Annotated in this window: 13 protein-coding genes and 1 rRNA gene; 8 read left to right on the top strand and 6 right to left on the bottom strand. The window is 71.1% G+C overall.

The features are described from left to right. Positions 1 to 75, top strand: a 5S ribosomal RNA gene (rrf, locus tag IE140_RS32240); the annotation flags it as partial. Positions 76 to 178: 103 nt separating this feature from the next. Here the strand turns inward: rrf and IE140_RS32245 are convergent. Genes IE140_RS32245 through IE140_RS32265 form a run of 5 tightly spaced genes read right to left on the bottom strand, consistent with a single transcriptional unit; the run spans position 179 to position 5680 of the window. Then, positions 179 to 1492: a DUF58 domain-containing protein gene (locus IE140_RS32245; protein ID WP_150196679.1), complete on the bottom strand. Its 1314-nt coding sequence runs from the start codon at positions 1490 to 1492 to the stop codon at positions 179 to 181. Positions 1493 to 1502: 10 nt separating this feature from the next. After that, complete coding sequence (locus tag IE140_RS32250) at positions 1503 to 2531, bottom strand: AAA family ATPase (protein ID WP_150196672.1); 1029 nt, start codon at positions 2529 to 2531, stop codon at positions 1503 to 1505. Continuing rightward, entirely contained in the window at positions 2528 to 3778 is a 1251-nt protein-coding gene (locus IE140_RS32255) for a DUF4350 domain-containing protein (protein ID WP_150196673.1), read from the bottom strand. Before IE140_RS32255 ends, IE140_RS32250 begins: the two co-directional genes overlap by 4 nt. Continuing rightward, entirely contained in the window at positions 3775 to 4464 is a 690-nt protein-coding gene (locus IE140_RS32260) for a DUF4129 domain-containing protein (RefSeq protein WP_093444008.1), read from the bottom strand. Before IE140_RS32260 ends, IE140_RS32255 begins: the two co-directional genes overlap by 4 nt. A 4-nt stretch (positions 4465 to 4468) precedes the next feature. Then, positions 4469 to 5680 (bottom strand): DUF7847 domain-containing protein, encoded by a 1212-nt coding sequence (locus IE140_RS32265; protein ID WP_093444010.1) that lies wholly within the window; start codon positions 5678 to 5680, stop codon positions 4469 to 4471. Between the two features lie 140 nt (positions 5681 to 5820). On the opposite strand from IE140_RS32265, the gene mtnA reads away from it, so the two are divergent. From mtnA to IE140_RS32300, 7 genes are all read left to right on the top strand, one after another. Continuing rightward, complete coding sequence (gene mtnA, locus IE140_RS32270; RefSeq protein ID WP_093444012.1) at positions 5821 to 6963, top strand: S-methyl-5-thioribose-1-phosphate isomerase; 1143 nt, start codon at positions 5821 to 5823, stop codon at positions 6961 to 6963. 4 nt (positions 6964 to 6967) lie between these two features. Further along, complete coding sequence (gene mtrA / locus IE140_RS32275) at positions 6968 to 7657, top strand: two-component system response regulator MtrA (RefSeq protein WP_007448372.1); 690 nt, start codon at positions 6968 to 6970, stop codon at positions 7655 to 7657. A 1-nt stretch (position 7658) separates the two neighbouring features. After that, positions 7659 to 9695 (top strand): MtrAB system histidine kinase MtrB, encoded by a 2037-nt coding sequence (gene mtrB / locus IE140_RS32280; RefSeq protein WP_150196674.1) that lies wholly within the window; start codon positions 7659 to 7661, stop codon positions 9693 to 9695. Positions 9696 to 9723: 28 nt separating this feature from the next. After that, entirely contained in the window at positions 9724 to 11559 is a 1836-nt protein-coding gene (locus IE140_RS32285; RefSeq protein ID WP_483027948.1) for an LpqB family beta-propeller domain-containing protein, read from the top strand. 65 nt (positions 11560 to 11624) lie between these two features. Next, positions 11625 to 12404 (top strand): ComF family protein, encoded by a 780-nt coding sequence (locus IE140_RS32290; protein WP_150196675.1) that lies wholly within the window; start codon positions 11625 to 11627, stop codon positions 12402 to 12404. A 327-nt stretch (positions 12405 to 12731) separates the two neighbouring features. After that, positions 12732 to 13421, top strand: a complete 690-nt coding sequence (gene hpf, locus IE140_RS32295; RefSeq protein WP_006124981.1) for a ribosome hibernation-promoting factor, HPF/YfiA family — start codon at positions 12732 to 12734, stop codon at positions 13419 to 13421. A 182-nt stretch (positions 13422 to 13603) separates the two neighbouring features. Next, positions 13604 to 14359 (top strand): response regulator, encoded by a 756-nt coding sequence (locus IE140_RS32300; protein WP_032765108.1) that lies wholly within the window; start codon positions 13604 to 13606, stop codon positions 14357 to 14359. 26 nt (positions 14360 to 14385) lie between these two features. Here the strand turns inward: IE140_RS32300 and IE140_RS32305 are convergent, their stop codons facing one another. Then, positions 14386 to 15573: a winged helix-turn-helix domain-containing protein gene (locus IE140_RS32305; protein ID WP_109175124.1), complete on the bottom strand. Its 1188-nt coding sequence runs from the start codon at positions 15571 to 15573 to the stop codon at positions 14386 to 14388. Positions 15574 to 15582: the final 9 nt, after the last annotated feature.

A 15582-nucleotide genomic window follows, 5' to 3' on the forward strand; every position in this document is an offset into this window, starting at 1 on the left:
AACCCGGAAGCTAAGCCTTTCAGCGCCGATGGTACTGCAGGGGGGACCCTGTGGGAGAGTAGGACGCCGCCGAACAATCATTGCGGGAAGCCCCGTGCCCTTGTGGCACGGGGCTTTTCTGCGTTTCGGAGCCGACCCGAAACCCGCCCACCTCTCCCTGGGCCGGTCCGCAGGCCTCTCAGAGACGACCTGCGGCCTTCAGCGCCAAGTACGTGTCGGCCAGCGCGGGAGCGAGATTGTCCGGGGTGGCGTCCACGACGACGACGCCATGGCGACGGAGCTTGTCCGCCGTACGGCGGCGGTCCGCCTGGGCCTTGCCGGCGGCTGCCGCGTCGTACACCGAGCCCACTGTTCCCCGTACGTTGGCCATTTCCTCGATCCGAGGGTCGGAGACCGCGGCCACGAGAACGGTGTGGCGCTGGGTGAGCTGGGACAGCACAGGGAGAAGCCCCTCCTCGATCGGTGCGGCCTCCAGGGTCGTGAGGAGAACGATCAGCGAACCGCGCGGGGCATCGGTAAGGGCGGCGTTGCTCAGGCCGCGGGCGTCCGTCTCGATGAGCTCGGGCTCCAGCGTCGCCAGCGTGTTGATGACGGTCGGCAGGACATTGCCCGAGGCTGTTCGGCCTTGTACACGGGCTCGGACCTGGCGGTCATAGGCAAGGAGGCTGACGCGGTCGCCCGCTCTCACCGCGAGTGCGGTGAGAAGGAGTGTGGCGTCCATCGAGGCGTCCAGGCGGGGTACGTCACCGACCCGCCCCGCCGACGTACGCCCGGTGTCGAGGACGATCAGGATGTGCCGGTCACGCTCGGGTCGCCACGTCCGGACCGCTACGGCGGACTGGCGTGCGGTGGCCCGCCAGTCGATGGAGCGGGTGTCGTCCCCCGGTACGTAGGCCCGCAGGCTGTCGAACTCCGTGCCTTCACCGCGGGTCAGAACGCTCGTGCGACCGTCCAGTTCCCGGAGCCTGGCGAGTCGGGAGGGCAGATGCTTGCGGCTGGTGAACGGCGGCAGGACCCGTACGGTCCAAGGGGCTCGATGCTGCCCTTGGCGTGCGGCGAGGCCGAGCGGTCCGTACGAGCGGACCGTGATGCGTTCCGCCTGCCGGTCGCCTCGACGCGTCGGGTGCAGAACGGTGACCATTCGGCGCTGTTCCCCGGCGGGGATCGTCAGGGCGTGACGGGAAGCGCGGCGTTCGGTGCCCGAGGCCCAGCTGCTGGGGGGCCAGGCGTCCCGTAGTTGGGCGCGCAGACGCCGACGGGAGGTGTTGGTCACCGTCAGTTGCACCTCGGCCGTGTCACCGAGTCGAACGCTTGTATCGCCGGATCGAGTGAATCGAAGCGTTCGCACTGGCGCGGCCAGGGCGTAGTCGCACAGAATTGCCAGTGAGAGCGGTGCGTTGACCGCCAGCATCCCGGCCCAGCTGGGAGCGAAGACGCCTACGGGGAGTGACCCCAGGGCGGCCAGCAGCGCGGTACGTCCGGTGAGGGCCATGGTCACCGCCTCATCGGGGTACGGGGACGTGGGCGAGCACTGAGGCGATGACGGAGTCGGGAGTGACTCCTTCCATTTCCGCCTCGGGCCGCAGTTGGATGCGATGACGGAGCGTGGGGAGCGCCAGGGCCTTCACATCGTCCGGGATGACATAGTCCCGGCCGGTCAGCCAGGCCCAGGCGCGGGCGGTCGACAGCAGTGCGGTGGTGCCTCGGGGGGAGACACCGAAGGCGAGCGAGGGGGAATCGCGCGTGGCACGACAGATATCCACGACATAGCCGGCGATCTCGGGGGAGACGGTCGTCTTCGCGACGGCCTGGCGTGCTGCTTCCAGATCGGCGGGTCCGGCGACGGGCCGTATACCGGCGGCCTTGAGGTCGCGGGGGTTGAATCCGTCGGCATGGCGGGTGAGGACGTCGATCTCGTCCTGCCGTGAGGGGAGCGGGACCGTCAGTTTGAGCAGGAAGCGGTCCAGTTGGGCTTCGGGCAGGGGGTAGGTGCCTTCGTACTCGACGGGGTTCTGGGTCGCGGCGACCAGGAAGGGTTCGGGCAGTGGACGCGGTGTTCCGTCGACGGTGACCTGACGCTCCTCCATCGCTTCGAGGAGGGACGACTGGGTCTTGGGAGGGGTGCGGTTGATCTCGTCGGCGATCAGCAGGTTGGTGAAGACCGGACCGGGCTGGAAGGAGAACTCGGCGGTGCGTGCGTCGTAGACCAGTGAACCCGTGACGTCGCTGGGCATCAGGTCGGGGGTGAACTGGACGCGCTTGGTGTCGAGTTCGAGGGAAGCGGCTAGAGCACGCACCAGCAGGGTCTTGGCCACTCCGGGCACGCCTTCGAGGAGTACGTGACCTCGGCAGAGCAGCGCGACGACGAGTCCGGTGACGGCGGGGTCCTGCCCGACCACGGCCTTGGCGATCTCGGAGCGCAGAGCCTCCAAGGAGGCGCGGGCGCTGTCGGACGGCTCCGGTTCCGTGGGCATCGCAGGGGGTGCCGCGGGCGCCGAGTGCTCGGCCGGCTCGGGGGTCGGGGCGCTCATGAAGTGCGTACCTCTCTTTCGAGGGCGTCGAGTTGATCGGCGAGGAGGACCAGGGCGGCGTCGGTGGAGGGAGCCGTACCGAAGAGCAGGGTGTTCAGTTCGCGGTCCGGGGCGGTGACGCGTGCGGACAGGGCGGGGAGGAGGACATCGGGGGTGTGCGCGTCACGGGCGGGCACACCGGCGAGCGGGGCGAGACGTGTTCGGCCGGCAGCTCGGAGGGCGTCGGCGGCCCGGTCACGGGCGTTGGCCTTGCGGTAGAGGAGGGAGCGGCCTTCGGCGGATTCGGATGCGCGGATGGCTACCGGCAGTCGTTCCGTCACCAGGGGGCCGAGCCGGCGGGCCCGCCAGACGGCGGCGAGGACGGCGGCGAGGGCGAGTTGGAGCGTTCCCCACAGCCAGCCGGAGGGGACGAGATCGAGGAAGCTGCTCTCTTCGCCCGTGTCGTTCCTCGCTCCGCCCTCCGACTGTTCTTCGTCACCGTCGCCGGGGGCGCCGTCATCGGTTGCCGCGGATGGATCGGTGAGAGAGGGGAGGTACCAGACGAGATGAGGACGGGAGCCGAGGAGTTGGAGGGCGAGCGAGGCGTTGCCCTGCTTGTCGAGGCGTTCGTTGTGGAGGATGTCGGGGGAGCCGAGGACGACGGTGTCGCCGCCCGCTCCGGTTGGGAGGACGACCAGGCTGGGGAGGCCTGCGCTCGGGTAGCAGGTGATGGCGGTGGGGTCCTGCGTCGTGTAGCGGGTGCCGCCCATGTCCGCGGTGCCGGCCCGCCGGGCGGCGGGGAGTTCGCACTCCGGGGCGAGGGCACTGGCGGCCTGGTGCGATTCGGCGCGGATGCCGGGGGCCAGCCGGGTTGTGCCTCCCGGCCCGGGGGCGACCAGCAGGGTGCGTCCCGCGGAGTCGGAAGCCGCTTCCTCCAGCCGGAGCTGCTGCGAGCGGGTCAGGAGGTTGGGGCCGGCGACCAGGAGTGTGGTGTCGGGTCCGGCCGCTGTGGTGGCCTCGTCGAGGGTGGTGGCGACGGTGACGGATACGCCGCGTGCCTTGAGGAGTTCGGCCACGGCCCGGCTGCCCTTGGGGTCCGCGGAGCGGGGGTCGAGCTGTCCGTGGTTCGTGCCGGAGCGTACGGCGGCGAACGTGATGCCGGCGACGACGAGGATGAGGACGACCGCCAGGATGCCTCGGGCGCGGGTCCAGACCTGACCGGGGGTGGGTGCGGTCGAGGTGGGCGAAGCGGTGGTCGCCGCGGTCATCCGGTGGCTCCTCGGGAGGTTCCGGGCAGCAGCGGCTTCGCCTCGTCGAGTTCGAGGTCGAGGGTGCGGAGCGACAGGTATGCGGACTGGTCCGCGGTGCGGCCGCCGTATGTCACGTCGTCGAAGCTCCGGGCGGCAGCGCGCAGCCGGGCCGTGTGCTCGGGGAGGGTGCGGCCCGCTTCGGCCGCGGCTTCGTCCGCGGTGCGGCCGGGGCGGGGGTCGAGCAGGGCGCGCTCCTCCAGGGACCGGACGATGGCGCGCATGCGTTCCTGGACGGCTTCGGTCCAGCGCAGGGCCGCGGCGTGTGCTTCGGCGGCGGCGCGGTGCTGGGCCGCGCTGCGGGGGCCCGTGCTGTCGAAGAGAGCGTCCGCGCTCCGGGAGGAGCGTTGCGGGGTGCCGAGCCGCCACCAGAGGGCGGCGGCGAGGCCGACGACGATGACGACCAGGACGGCGAGTCCGGCCGGGCCGCCGGGGGCGGCCCCCGCGGCGGCGTCGAACACTCCGGCGACCCAGTCCCAGAACTGGTTCAGGGCGCGCTGGACGACGTTCGGGTCGTTCTCGTGGTACATCGGCTTGGACAGCTCGCTCTCGGCCGCCTCCCGGGCGGGAAGACGTGACGTGTCCACGGGTATGTCGCCCGCCGCGATGTCCTGCCGTGCTGTGGTGATGCCCCCCGCCCCCGACACCGCATCAGCTCCTGGGTGTGTTGTCGCCGTAGCCGGGCAGGCCGGCGGCCCGTGCGAGGTCGAGGTCCAGGGCTTCGCGGCGGATGCGCTGGTCCATGTAGAGAAGGGCCATCACGCCGGCGACGAAGGGGTAGATCAACGTCGAGACGATCACTTCGCCGATGCCGGTGACGATCAGGAAGGGCCAGCCCACGGAGGGGGCGGTACCGCCGAAGAGGTCGCTGACCTCGGTTCCGTCGGCGATCACCGCGATGGCGGTGAACGGGATGGAGACGAGGAACGTCAGCAGGAAGGTCAGCAGATAGGTCAGGGCGAGGATCCCGAAGGTGCGCCACCAGGCGCCCCGGACCAGCTTCGCCGACCTGCGCAGTGCGGCCACGATGCTCTGCCGTTCCAGCATCAGTGCGGGGGCGGCGAGGGCGAAGCTGACGTTCAGCCAGAGCATCACGACGCAGGCGGCGGCGAAGCCGAGGAAGGCGAGGGCCGCTCCGGCCTCGGAGCCGAGCAACAGGCCGGGGCCGATGCCCACGGCCATGATGGCGGCCATGATCACGGCGACCAGGACGGTCAGCCCGAGCAGGGGGAGGACACGGGGGCGGGCTTCGGCCCAGGAGTCGGCGAGCGTGGTGGGGCGGCCCAGCACGGAGCGGCTGATGATCACGGTGACGACCGACGCCGTGAAGAGCGTGGCGATCATCGAGAGGAGGGAGACCGGGGCCAGGGAGATCAGCGTCGATCGGGCCGAGTCGGCGGTCTGGCGCAGGGCCTCGGCGCCGGTGGCGTTCGGGTCGATGGAGGTCGGTTCCGGCAGCAGGTAGCGCTGCATGAGGATGACGGCGATCTGGGTGATCACCGAGACCGTCAGGCTGAAGCCGAGGGCCGTACGCCAGTGGGCGCGCAGGGCGGACACCGAGCCGTCGAGGATCTCGCCGAGGCTCAGCGGGCGCAGCGGGATGACGCCGGGCTTCGCGGCCGCGGGCGGTCCTGCCCAGCCCTGCCGCTGCGGGCCGCCACCCCAGCCGGGGGTGGGCGGCCGGGTTCCGGGGCCGCTGCCGGGGTTGCTCGGTGGGGACCACTGCCCGGGGGGCGGCTGCTCGGGGGACCACTGTCCCGTCGGGCCGCTTCCGTCCTGCGGGTCGGAGGGGCGGGGGATCGCCTTCTCCTTGCCGTCGGAGGGGGCAGATCCGGGCGACGCCCAGCCCGGAGAGTCGTTCATTCTCGCTCCTTCACCGTCCTGACCGCTCATCGGGGCGGCAGGTTGGCAGCCATCGTGCCACGCGCCGGTCCGGGGCGGACCAGCCGCTCCTTCTCGTTCGCACCTTCATTTGCGGGTGGCTCACCGGGCAGACTGGACAGATGGCTGATCAGGACGCGCAATCACCGGTGGGCTTCGAGCCTCCCGTGCTTTCCGTACTCCGCTGGGACGAGCCTCCGGAAGGTCCCGTGCTGGTGCTCCTCGACCAGACTCGGCTGCCCGCCGAGGAGGTCGAGCTGGTGTGTACCGATGTGCCCGCGCTGGTGCGGGCGATCCAGACGCTGGCGGTGCGCGGGGCCCCGTTGCTCGGGATCGCCGGAGGCTACGGGGTGGCGCTCGCGGCGGCGCGGGGCTTCGACGTCGCGGAGGCGGCGGGACTGCTGGAGGGGGCGCGGCCCACCGCGGTGAACCTTGGTTACGGGGTGCGGCGGGTGGCGGCGGCCTACTGGGCGGCGGCCGGGAAGGGGGAGGGCGATGAGGCGGCCGCCGCGGCGGCGCTGGCCGAGGCGCGGGCGCTGCACCGGGAGGACGCCCAGGCCAGCAGGCGTATGGCCGAGTACGGCGAAGCGCTGCTGGAGGAGCTGCTGCCGGGCCGTGCGTACCAGCTGCTGACTCACTGCAACACCGGGGCGCTGGTCTCGGGGGGCGAGGGGACGGCGTTCGCTGTGGCGTTGCGGGTGCACCGGCAGGGGCGGCTGCGGCGGCTGTGGGTGGACGAGACGCGGCCGCTGCTCCAGGGGGCTCGGCTGACGGCGTACGAGGCGGCGCGGAACGGGCTGGCGTACAGCCTGCTCACGGACAACGCGGCGGGGTCCCTTTTCGCGGCGGGGGAGGTCGACGCGGTGCTCATAGGCGCCGACCGCATCGCCGCGGACGGCTCGGTGGCCAACAAGGTGGGGAGCTACCCGCTGGCTGTGCTCGCGAAGTACCACCACGTGCCCTTCATCGTGGTGGCGCCGACGACGACCGTGGATCTGGAGACCCCGGACGGCACATCGATCATCGTCGAGCAGCGTTCCGGGCAAGAAGTGACGGAGTTCACATCACCCCGGGGTGTATCGGCCGGCAGTGGAGGCGGGATCGTCGTCGCACCCCTCGGAGCCCCGGCGTACAACCCGGCCTTCGACGTCACGCCGCCGGAACTGATCACGGCGATCGTCACCGAGGAGGGCGCAATTTCCCCGGTCACGGGGGTCGGACTGGCCGAGCTGTGTGCCAGGTCATCGCAGGTAACGATTAGCTAATGGGATGATGTCGATTATGAAGGGACGCGTCCTTGTCGTCGACGACGACACCGCACTGGCCGAGATGCTCGGGATTGTGCTGCGTGGAGAAGGTTTCGAGCCGTCGTTCGTAGCGGACGGCGACAAGGCACTGGCCGCATTTCGTGAGGCCAAGCCGGACCTGGTGCTGCTCGACCTCATGCTGCCCGGTAGGGACGGCATCGAGGTGTGCAGGCTGATCAGGGCCGAGTCCGGTGTGCCGATCGTCATGCTCACTGCCAAGAGCGACACCGTCGATGTCGTGGTCGGCCTGGAATCCGGGGCCGACGACTACATCGTCAAGCCGTTCAAACCTAAGGAGTTGGTCGCCCGGATCAGGGCACGTCTGCGGCGGTCCGAGGAGCCCGCGCCGGAGCAGCTGACCATCGGTGACCTGGTCATCGACGTGGCCGGCCACTCCGTGAAGCGGGAGGGGCAGTCGATCGCCCTGACTCCGCTGGAGTTCGACCTGCTGGTCGCGCTCGCCCGCAAGCCGTGGCAGGTCTTCACCCGTGAGGTCCTGCTGGAGCAGGTGTGGGGTTACCGCCACGCGGCCGACACCCGCCTGGTGAATGTTCATGTCCAGCGTCTGCGTTCCAAGGTCGAGAAGGACCCGGAACGGCCGGAGATCGTGGTGACGGTCCGAGGCGTCGGCTACAAGGCCGGACCGAGCTGAGATGGCCCGAGGCAGTGCTGCTCCGGGGCCCGGCGAGCCGGGAGTCCGTACGGAGCGGGCTGCCGGCCCGGGTCGGAAGGCGTCACGAATGAGCCGTTTCCTGCAGGGCGGCCGGTTGTTCGAGGACCGGACGCCCGGCGGGCCCGTACCGCGGTTGTTGATGCGGTGGGTGCGCCGTCCGTTGCTGCCCGCCGTCCGTTTGTGGCGGCGCAACCTGCAGCTCCGCGTGGTCGCGGGCACCCTCCTGATGTCGATCGGGGTCGTGCTGCTGCTCGGCTTCGTCGTCATCGGCCAGGTGCGCAACGGCCTGCTCGACGCCAAGGGCAAGGCCGCCCAGACCCAGGCCGCCGGCGGTTTCGCCGCGGCCCAGGAGAAGGCGAACGCCCCGCTCGCCCCCGGCGGCCAGGGGAGCGACGGCGGCGACGGCATGACCGGCAGCACCTCCTGGCGCACCGAGCTCGTCGACCAGCTCGCCAGCGGCGGCAAGAACGCCTTCAACGTGGTGGCGCTCAGCGTGGACTCGGTCACCGAGGGTGCGAGCAGCCGGGCCGCGCGCGGCTCCGGCAGCGTCGAGGCGTCCAGCGTGCCCGAGCGCCTGCGGCAGAACGTGAGCAAGGGGCAGGGCGCCTACCAGACGTACTCCCTGATCCAGTACTCGTACGGCAACGAGTCGCAACCGGGGCTCGTCGTCGGCAAGCGGCTCTACGACATCGATCAGCAGCCCTACGAGCTCTACTACCTCTTCCCGCTCACGCAGGAGGAGAAGTCCCTGACCCTGGTCAAGACGACCCTGGCGACCGCTGGACTGTTCGTCGTCGTGCTGCTCGGGGCCATCGCCTGGTTCGTGGTGCGCCAGGTCGTCACACCGGTGCGGATGGCGGCCGGCATCGCCGAGCGGCTCTCCGCGGGCAAGCTGCAGGAACGGATGAAGGTCACCGGCGAGGACGACATCGCCCGGCTCGGCGAGGCCTTCAACAAGATGGCCCAGAACCTCCAGCTGAAGATCCAGCAGCTGGAGGAGCTCTCCCGGATGCAGCGGCGCTTCGTCTCCGACGTCTCGCACGAGCTGCGGACCCCCCTGACGACCGTGCGGATGGCCGCCGACGTCATCCATGAGGCCCGCGCCGACTTCGACCCCGTCACCGCACGCTCCGCCGAACTGCTGGGCGACCAGCTCGACCGGTTCGAGTCGTTGCTCGCCGATCTGCTGGAGATCAGCCGCTTCGACGCGGGCGCCGCGGCCCTGGAGGCCGAGCCCATAGACCTGCGGACCGTGGTGCACCGGGTGATCGGCGGTGCCGAACCGCTCGCCGAGCGCAAGGGCACCCGGATCCTGGTCGTCGGCGACGACCAGCCGGTCATCGCCGAGGCCGATGCCCGCCGTGTCGAACGCGTCCTGCGCAACCTCGTGGTCAACGCCGTCGAGCACGGTGAGGGCCGGGACGTCGTGGTGCGGATGGGCGTGGCACAGGGAGCGGTCGCCGTGGCCGTGCGGGACTACGGGGTCGGGCTCAAGCCCGGCGAGGCGACCCGCGTCTTCAACCGGTTCTGGCGTGCCGACCCCGCGCGCGCCCGGACCACCGGCGGGACCGGCCTCGGCCTCTCCATCGCGGTCGAGGACGCCCGGCTGCACGGCGGCTGGCTCCAGGCCTGGGGCGAGCCCGGCGGCGGCTCCCAGTTCCGGCTGACCCTGCCGCGTACGGCGGACGAGCCCCTGCGCGGTTCGCCGATACCGCTGGAGCCCGAGGACTCGCGGCGTAACCGGGAGGGCCGGGAGCGCGACGAGACCGGGGCGGGTACGTCGGGCGACCACCGGTTGACGTCCGTGCCGCCCCAGCTCGGGGCGGGGGTGCGTTCGCCGCTGCCCGTGCCCGGCCATGGCCCCGTCGCCCGGAGCGGCGCGCCCTCGTCGGTGCACCCCGCCGCGCTGCCCGGCAACGGAGCACGTGTCGTGGCGCGCCAGGCCCCGGAACGTCCCGGTGGCGTGGTCGGCGGCGTACAGAATTCCGATCAGGAGGACACCACTCGTGGGTATTGACCGCCGTCCGGGCGGCCATGGACGGGCGGTGCGGATGACCGCGCTGCTGGGCTGCGGCGTCGTCGTGCTGGTCGGCTGCGGCTCGATGCCGGTGACCGGGGACGTGAAGGCGGTCGACGCCTCGCAGCCCGGGGACTCCCAGGTGCAGGTGTACGCGGTGGCACCCCGGGACGGCGCGCCGCCCAGTGAGATCGTCGACGGCTTCCTGGAGTCGATGACCAGTGACGATCCCGCGTTCGCGACCACCCGGAAATACCTGAGCAAGGATGCCCGCCGCACCTGGCAGCCGGACGGGAGCACCACGGTGCTGGCCCAGGCCCCCAACCGCAGCGGCCCCCTGCTCCACGACGAGGACAACCGGGCCACCCGGGACCGCGAGACGACCTACACGCTGACCGGCGAGAAGGTCGCGACGGTCGACGCCCAGAGCTCCTACCGGCCGCTCGCGCCCACCGCCTACGCCCAGACCCTGCACCTGGTGCTGGAGCAGGTGGCGGAGGGGAAGAAGGAGTGGCGCATCAACGTCGTGCCGGACGGCCTGGTCCTCGGGCAGTCCGACTTCAAGCGGCTCTACCGCTCCGTGAACAAGTACTACTACGCCACCGGGAGCACGAACGGCCGGTCGACGCTCGTCGCCGACCCCGTCTACGTACGCAACCGTACGGATCCCGTCACGCGCATGGACACCGCGACGCAGACCGTCAGGACACTCCTGGCCGGGCCGACGAACTGGCTGCGGCCCGTGGTCGATTCCCGCTTCCCGACGGGGACCGCCCTGCGCAAGGGCGTCACCGCGCTGGCGCCGGACGACCAGAACGTCCTGAAGGTGCCGCTCAACAAGAAGGCCGACTCGGCGGGCCGCAGCGCCTGCCGGATGATGGCCGCCCAGGTGCTGTTCACGCTCCGCGACCTGACCTCGGCGCGGGTCGAGCGGGTTGAGCTGGAGGGCGGCAAGGGCCGGCTCTGCGCGCTGGACGCCGACGACGCGCCGGAGTTCTCCGCCGACCGCGGCTCCGAGGGTGCCGACAGCCAGTACCTCATCAACGACAAGGGCCAGGTGGAGCGGATCCTCGGTGCCACCGACGACACCGGGACGCCCGAGCCCGTGACCGGTCCGCTGGGAGCGGGCACCGTCCCGATGGGATCCGTCGGAGTGGCCCGGGACGAGGAGCGGGCCGCCGCGGTCTCCTCCTCCGGGCAGCACCTTTACGTGTCCTCCGTCGAGACGGAGGGCGAACTGGCCGAGCCCCTCGTCACCAGCGAGGCGAAGAAGGCGGCCGACCGGCTGTCGCCGCCGAGCTGGGACGGCCGCGGCGACCTGTGGGTCGCCGACCGCGATCCGGCGGGCCCCAGGCTGCTGCGGCTGGCCGGAGGCACGGGCGAGCCGCAGGAGGTCCGGGTGCCCGGCCTCGACGGTGCCCGGATCGAGGAGCTCCGGATGTCCGCGGACGGCGTGCGGATCGCCCTGCTGCTCACGAAGGACGGCCGTACGACGCTGAACATCGGCCGGGTCGAGCGCCGGGGGTCCTCCGTCGCGCCCGAGATCTCCGTCGAGGACCTGCGCCAGGCCGCCCCGCAGCTCACGGACGTTTCGGCCATCTCCTGGTCGGGTCGCAGCCGCCTGGTGGTGGTCGGCAAGGAGGAGGGCGGCGTTCAGCAGGTGCGTTACGTGCAGGCCGACGGATCCACGTCGGGCTCGGGCGCGCTCCCCGGCGTGAACCAGGTCCAGTCGGTCGCCGCGGCGGACGACGAACAGCTCCCGCTGATGGCGGAGACCGTCGACGACGGCATTGTGAAGCTCTCGCCGGGGGACAACTGGCAGACGGTTCTCAAGAAGGGCAAGGCGCTGGTCTACCCCGGCTGATCCCGGAGTTCCTGGGTTTTCCACAGGGGTGGCCCGGTCCCGGTGGGCGCGGCACAGTCGGGGCCATGCGGAACGTGTGGCACGAGCTGTCCGGTCTGCTCCTGCCGATGACCTGCGCCGGCTGCGGCAGACCGCGCACCGAGCTGTGCGCGGTCTGCGGGGCGGCGCTGCTCGGTGGGCCCGCCCGCCGGGTCCGCCCCTCGCCCGGGCCACCGGGACTTCCGACGGTGTACGCGGCTGCGCCGTACGAGAACGCCGTACGCGCGGTTCTGCTGGCCCACAAGGAGCGCGGGGCACTCGGGCTGGCAGGGGCGCTCGGGCGGGCCCTGGCGGGTTGCGTACGGGCCGGGACGGGGCAGCTGGACGGTGCGGCGACGCCCAGTGGGGCAGGTCCCCTGCGAGCTGAGGCGCCTCTGCTGCTGGTCCCTGTGCCCTCCGCGGGTTCCGCGACCGCCGCGCGTGGCCATGATCCGGTCCGCAGGATCGCCGCCGCGGCCGCGCGGGAGCTGCGGCGTTCGGGTCGGCCGGCCCACGTGCTTGCGGTGCTCCGGCAGCGGCGCGCGGTCGCCGACCAGTCCGGGCTCGACGCACGGCAGCGGCGGGCGAATCTGGCCGGCGCACTGGAGCTCACGGCAGCGGGAGAGCGCCTTCTCCGGCGCGGACTCGTCCGTCACGACCGGGTGATCCTGGTCGACGATCTGTTGACGACGGGATCGACGCTGGCGGAGGCGGCCCGGGCCGTCGGCGAGGGGCGCGGCACCGATCGGGAGCCTTCCGTGCGCGGAGGGTGCCGGGCGGCGGTCGTCGCAGCCTCTCCCTCCGCCTTCGAAATAAACCGGAACTGACCGAGAACCTGCATCGTTGCAGGTAATGAGAGGGCAATACCCCCTGAATGGAGGTACGTGCCAGTAGCGGGTGCCGAGACCCTGGTGCGCAGGCTATGTTCGGTTGTGAGGAACGGTGAATGCCGGACCTCGATGAATGCACCATGAGGTTTCGGGCAGGTAACTCACCGGTAGGAGAAGCACGCAAAGTCGGTGGGGTTGCGACCCCTCCGACGGGGGAGGAGGAGGCGAAAGCCACCGAGTCCGAGGCCCTGGGGATCTCCGGGGCCTGGTGCAAAAGGGAGATGCTCCGCCGCTGAGCGGAGCGATCCGGGAACGGAGTTCTGCGTGGACATCGTCGTCAAGGGCCGCAAGACCGAGGTGCCCGAGCGGTTCCGCAAGCACGTGGCCGAGAAGCTGAAGCTGGACAAGATCCAGAAGTTCGACGGCAAGGTGATCAGCCTCGACGTCGAGGTGTCCAAGGAGCCGAATCCCCGTCAGGCAGACCGTTCCGACCGGGTGGAGATCACGCTCCGCTCGCGGGGGCCGGTCATCCGGGCGGAAGCGGCGGCGGGCGACCCTTACGCAGCGCTCGACCTGGCCACCGGAAAGCTGGAGGCCCGGCTGCGCAAGCAGCACGACAAGCGCTACAGCCGCCGTGGCAACGGCCGTCTGTCGGCTGCCGAGGTCGGGGACGTCGTCCCCGGCGTGGCTTCGTTCGACGAGGACGGTGAGCTGGTCGGCGACCAGTCGCCGGCGCCCGTCCCCACCACGAAGATCGGCTCGCTCGAAGTACAGGGCGAAGGGCCGCTCGTGATGCGCGAGAAGACCCATACCGCCGCACCGATGTCGCTCGACCAGGCGCTCTACGAGATGGAACTGGTCGGCCACGACTTCTACTTGTTCGTCGACTCCGAGACGAAGGAGCCCAGCGTCGTCTACCGGCGACACGCCTACGACTACGGCGTCATCCACCTGAGGACCGACCCGCTCGCCGCGGACGAGGCAGGCGGCGCGGGCGGTGCGCTCGGCGGCTGAGGCCACATCATCCGGGTGCCCCCGGGGCGTTTTCACGCCACCGGGGGCACCCGCGCACGGGTACAGGACCACCGTGCCGGGGCCGGGGCATGGAATCATGGCGGACCGAGCCAATCGGTGTTCCGTGAGGTGCCGTTGGCGAACGACCGACACTTCAGGCCGTGGCCTCAGGGGGAGGAACGATGGCGGACACCTTCGGGCCCGTGCGTGATGCGAACGACTCCGACGACGACACCCGCGCGTACACCGGGGCGGACGCGGACGGCGCTGCACGCAAGGAGCCCATCAGGGTCCTCGTGGTCGATGACCACGCGCTCTTCCGCAGGGGTCTGGAGATCGTCCTCGCGCAGGAGGAGGACATCCAGGTCATCGGTGAGGCCGGGGACGGCTCCGAGGCGGTCGACAAGGCCGCCGACCTGCTGCCCGACATCGTGCTGATGGATGTCCGGATGCCCAAGCGCGGCGGCATCGAGGCCTGCACCGCCATCAAGGAGGTGGCCCCCAGCGCGAAGATCATCATGCTGACGATCAGCGACGAGGAGGCCGACCTCTACGAGGCGATCAAGGCGGGCGCGACCGGATACCTCCTCAAGGAGATCTCCACCGACGAGGTCGCCACGGCCATTCGCGCGGTCGCCGACGGCCAGTCCCAGATCAGCCCCTCCATGGCCTCCAAGCTGCTCACCGAGTTCAAATCGATGATCCAGCGCACCGACGAGCGACGGCTCGTCCCGGCGCCCCGGCTCACCGATCGCGAGCTGGAGGTGCTGAAACTCGTGGCGACCGGCATGAACAACCGGGATATCGCCAAGGAGTTGTTCATTTCCGAGAACACGGTGAAGAACCACGTCCGCAATATCCTGGAGAAACTGCAGCTGCACTCCCGGATGGAAGCGGTCGTCTATGCCATGCGCGAGAAGATCCTCGAGATCAGGTAGCCGGCCGGCGGGGGCGGCCGCGCCGTTCAGCGATAGGCGCGCTGCAGCGCGTGGCCGATCTCCGTCCTGAGCGGCTCGCGCAGCTCCGGCGGGTCCACCCGGTCGACCCGGATGTCCGTGCAGCCCACCCAGGCCGCCGCCTCCACCAGCGCCTCGGCCATCGGGGCCACCGCCTTCGGGCCGGCCGGCGACGCCTGCTTGGCCACGAGCGTGGTGCCCTCGCGCGCCGGGTCGACCCGGCCCTGGAGCTTCCCGCCCGCCAGCAACGGCATCGCGAAATAGCCGTGGATCCGCTTCTGCTTGGGCACATAGGCCTCCAGCCGATGCGTGAAGCCGAAGATCCGCTCCGTGCGCGCCCGCTCCCAGATCAGGGAGTCGAACGGTGACAACAGCGTCGTACGGTGGCGGCCGCGCACCTCCTTGGCCAGGGCCTCCGGATCCGCCCAGGCGGGCTTCCCCCAGCCCTCCACCACGACCGGGACCAGTCCCGAGTCCGCCACCACGGCGTCGAACTCCTCGCCCTTCAGCCGGTGGTAGTCCGCGATGTCGCCACGGGTGCCGACGCCCAGGGACCTGCCCGCCAGCGCGACCAGCCGCCGCCGGCACTCGGCGTCGCTCAACTCGTCATGCAGCAGGGCATCCGGAATGGCCCGCTCGGCCAGGTCGTAGACCCGCTTCCAGCCGCGCCGCTCGGTGCACACCACCTCGCCGTACATCAGGGCCCGCTCGACGGCGACCTTGGACGCCGACCAGTCCCACCACTCGCCGCCGTTCTTCGCGCCGCCCAGCTCGGTGGCCGTCAGCGGGCCCTCGTCGCGCAGCTGCTTGATCACGGTGTCGTACACCCCGTCGGGCAGATCGTGGTGCCAGTGCGGGCGGGAGCGGTAGGCGCGCCGGCGGAACGCGAAGTGCGGCCACTCCTCGACGGGCAGGATGCACGCGGCGTGCGACCAGTACTCGAAGGTGCGGCCGCCCGACCAGTAGGCCTCCTCCACCGTCCGGCGGCCCACCGAACCGAGGCGGGCGTAGGGGATCAGCTCGTGCGAGCGGGCCAGCACCGAGATCGTGTCCAGCTGCACCGCGCCGAGGTGGCGCAGTACCCCCGGCACCCCCGCCCGACGGTCCGGAGCCCCCAGGAAGCCCTGGGCGCGCAGGGCTATGCGGCGGGCCTGGTCGGCGGAGAGTTCGACTGCGGGAGGAGGCACAGGCGTCATACGTCGAAC

The organism is Streptomyces parvus (genome assembly GCF_014648875.1).
GTDB classification, from domain to species: Bacteria; Actinomycetota; Actinomycetes; order Streptomycetales; family Streptomycetaceae; genus Streptomyces; species Streptomyces parvus.

Bases quoted from the DNA above. Each gene is read 5' to 3' on its own strand.
- IE140_RS32245 (WP_150196679.1), bottom strand. From the start codon at position 1,492: ATGGCCCTCACCGGACGTACCGCGCTGCTGGCCGCCCTGGGGTCACTC.
- IE140_RS32250 (WP_150196672.1), bottom strand. From the start codon at position 2,531: ATGAGCGCCCCGACCCCCGAGCCGGCCGAGCACTCGGCGCCCGCGGCA.
- IE140_RS32255 (WP_150196673.1), bottom strand. From the start codon at position 3,778: ATGACCGCGGCGACCACCGCTTCGCCCACCTCGACCGCACCCACCCCC.
- IE140_RS32265 (WP_093444010.1), bottom strand. From the start codon at position 5,680: ATGAACGACTCTCCGGGCTGGGCGTCGCCCGGATCTGCCCCCTCCGAC.
- mtnA (WP_093444012.1), top strand. From the start codon at position 5,821: ATGGCTGATCAGGACGCGCAATCACCGGTGGGCTTCGAGCCTCCCGTG.
- mtrA (WP_007448372.1), top strand. From the start codon at position 6,968: ATGATGTCGATTATGAAGGGACGCGTCCTTGTCGTCGACGACGACACC.
- mtrB (WP_150196674.1), top strand. From the start codon at position 7,659: ATGGCCCGAGGCAGTGCTGCTCCGGGGCCCGGCGAGCCGGGAGTCCGT.
- IE140_RS32290 (WP_150196675.1), top strand. From the start codon at position 11,625: ATGCGGAACGTGTGGCACGAGCTGTCCGGTCTGCTCCTGCCGATGACC.
- IE140_RS32300 (WP_032765108.1), top strand. From the start codon at position 13,604: ATGGCGGACACCTTCGGGCCCGTGCGTGATGCGAACGACTCCGACGAC.
- IE140_RS32305 (WP_109175124.1), bottom strand. From the start codon at position 15,573: ATGACGCCTGTGCCTCCTCCCGCAGTCGAACTCTCCGCCGACCAGGCC.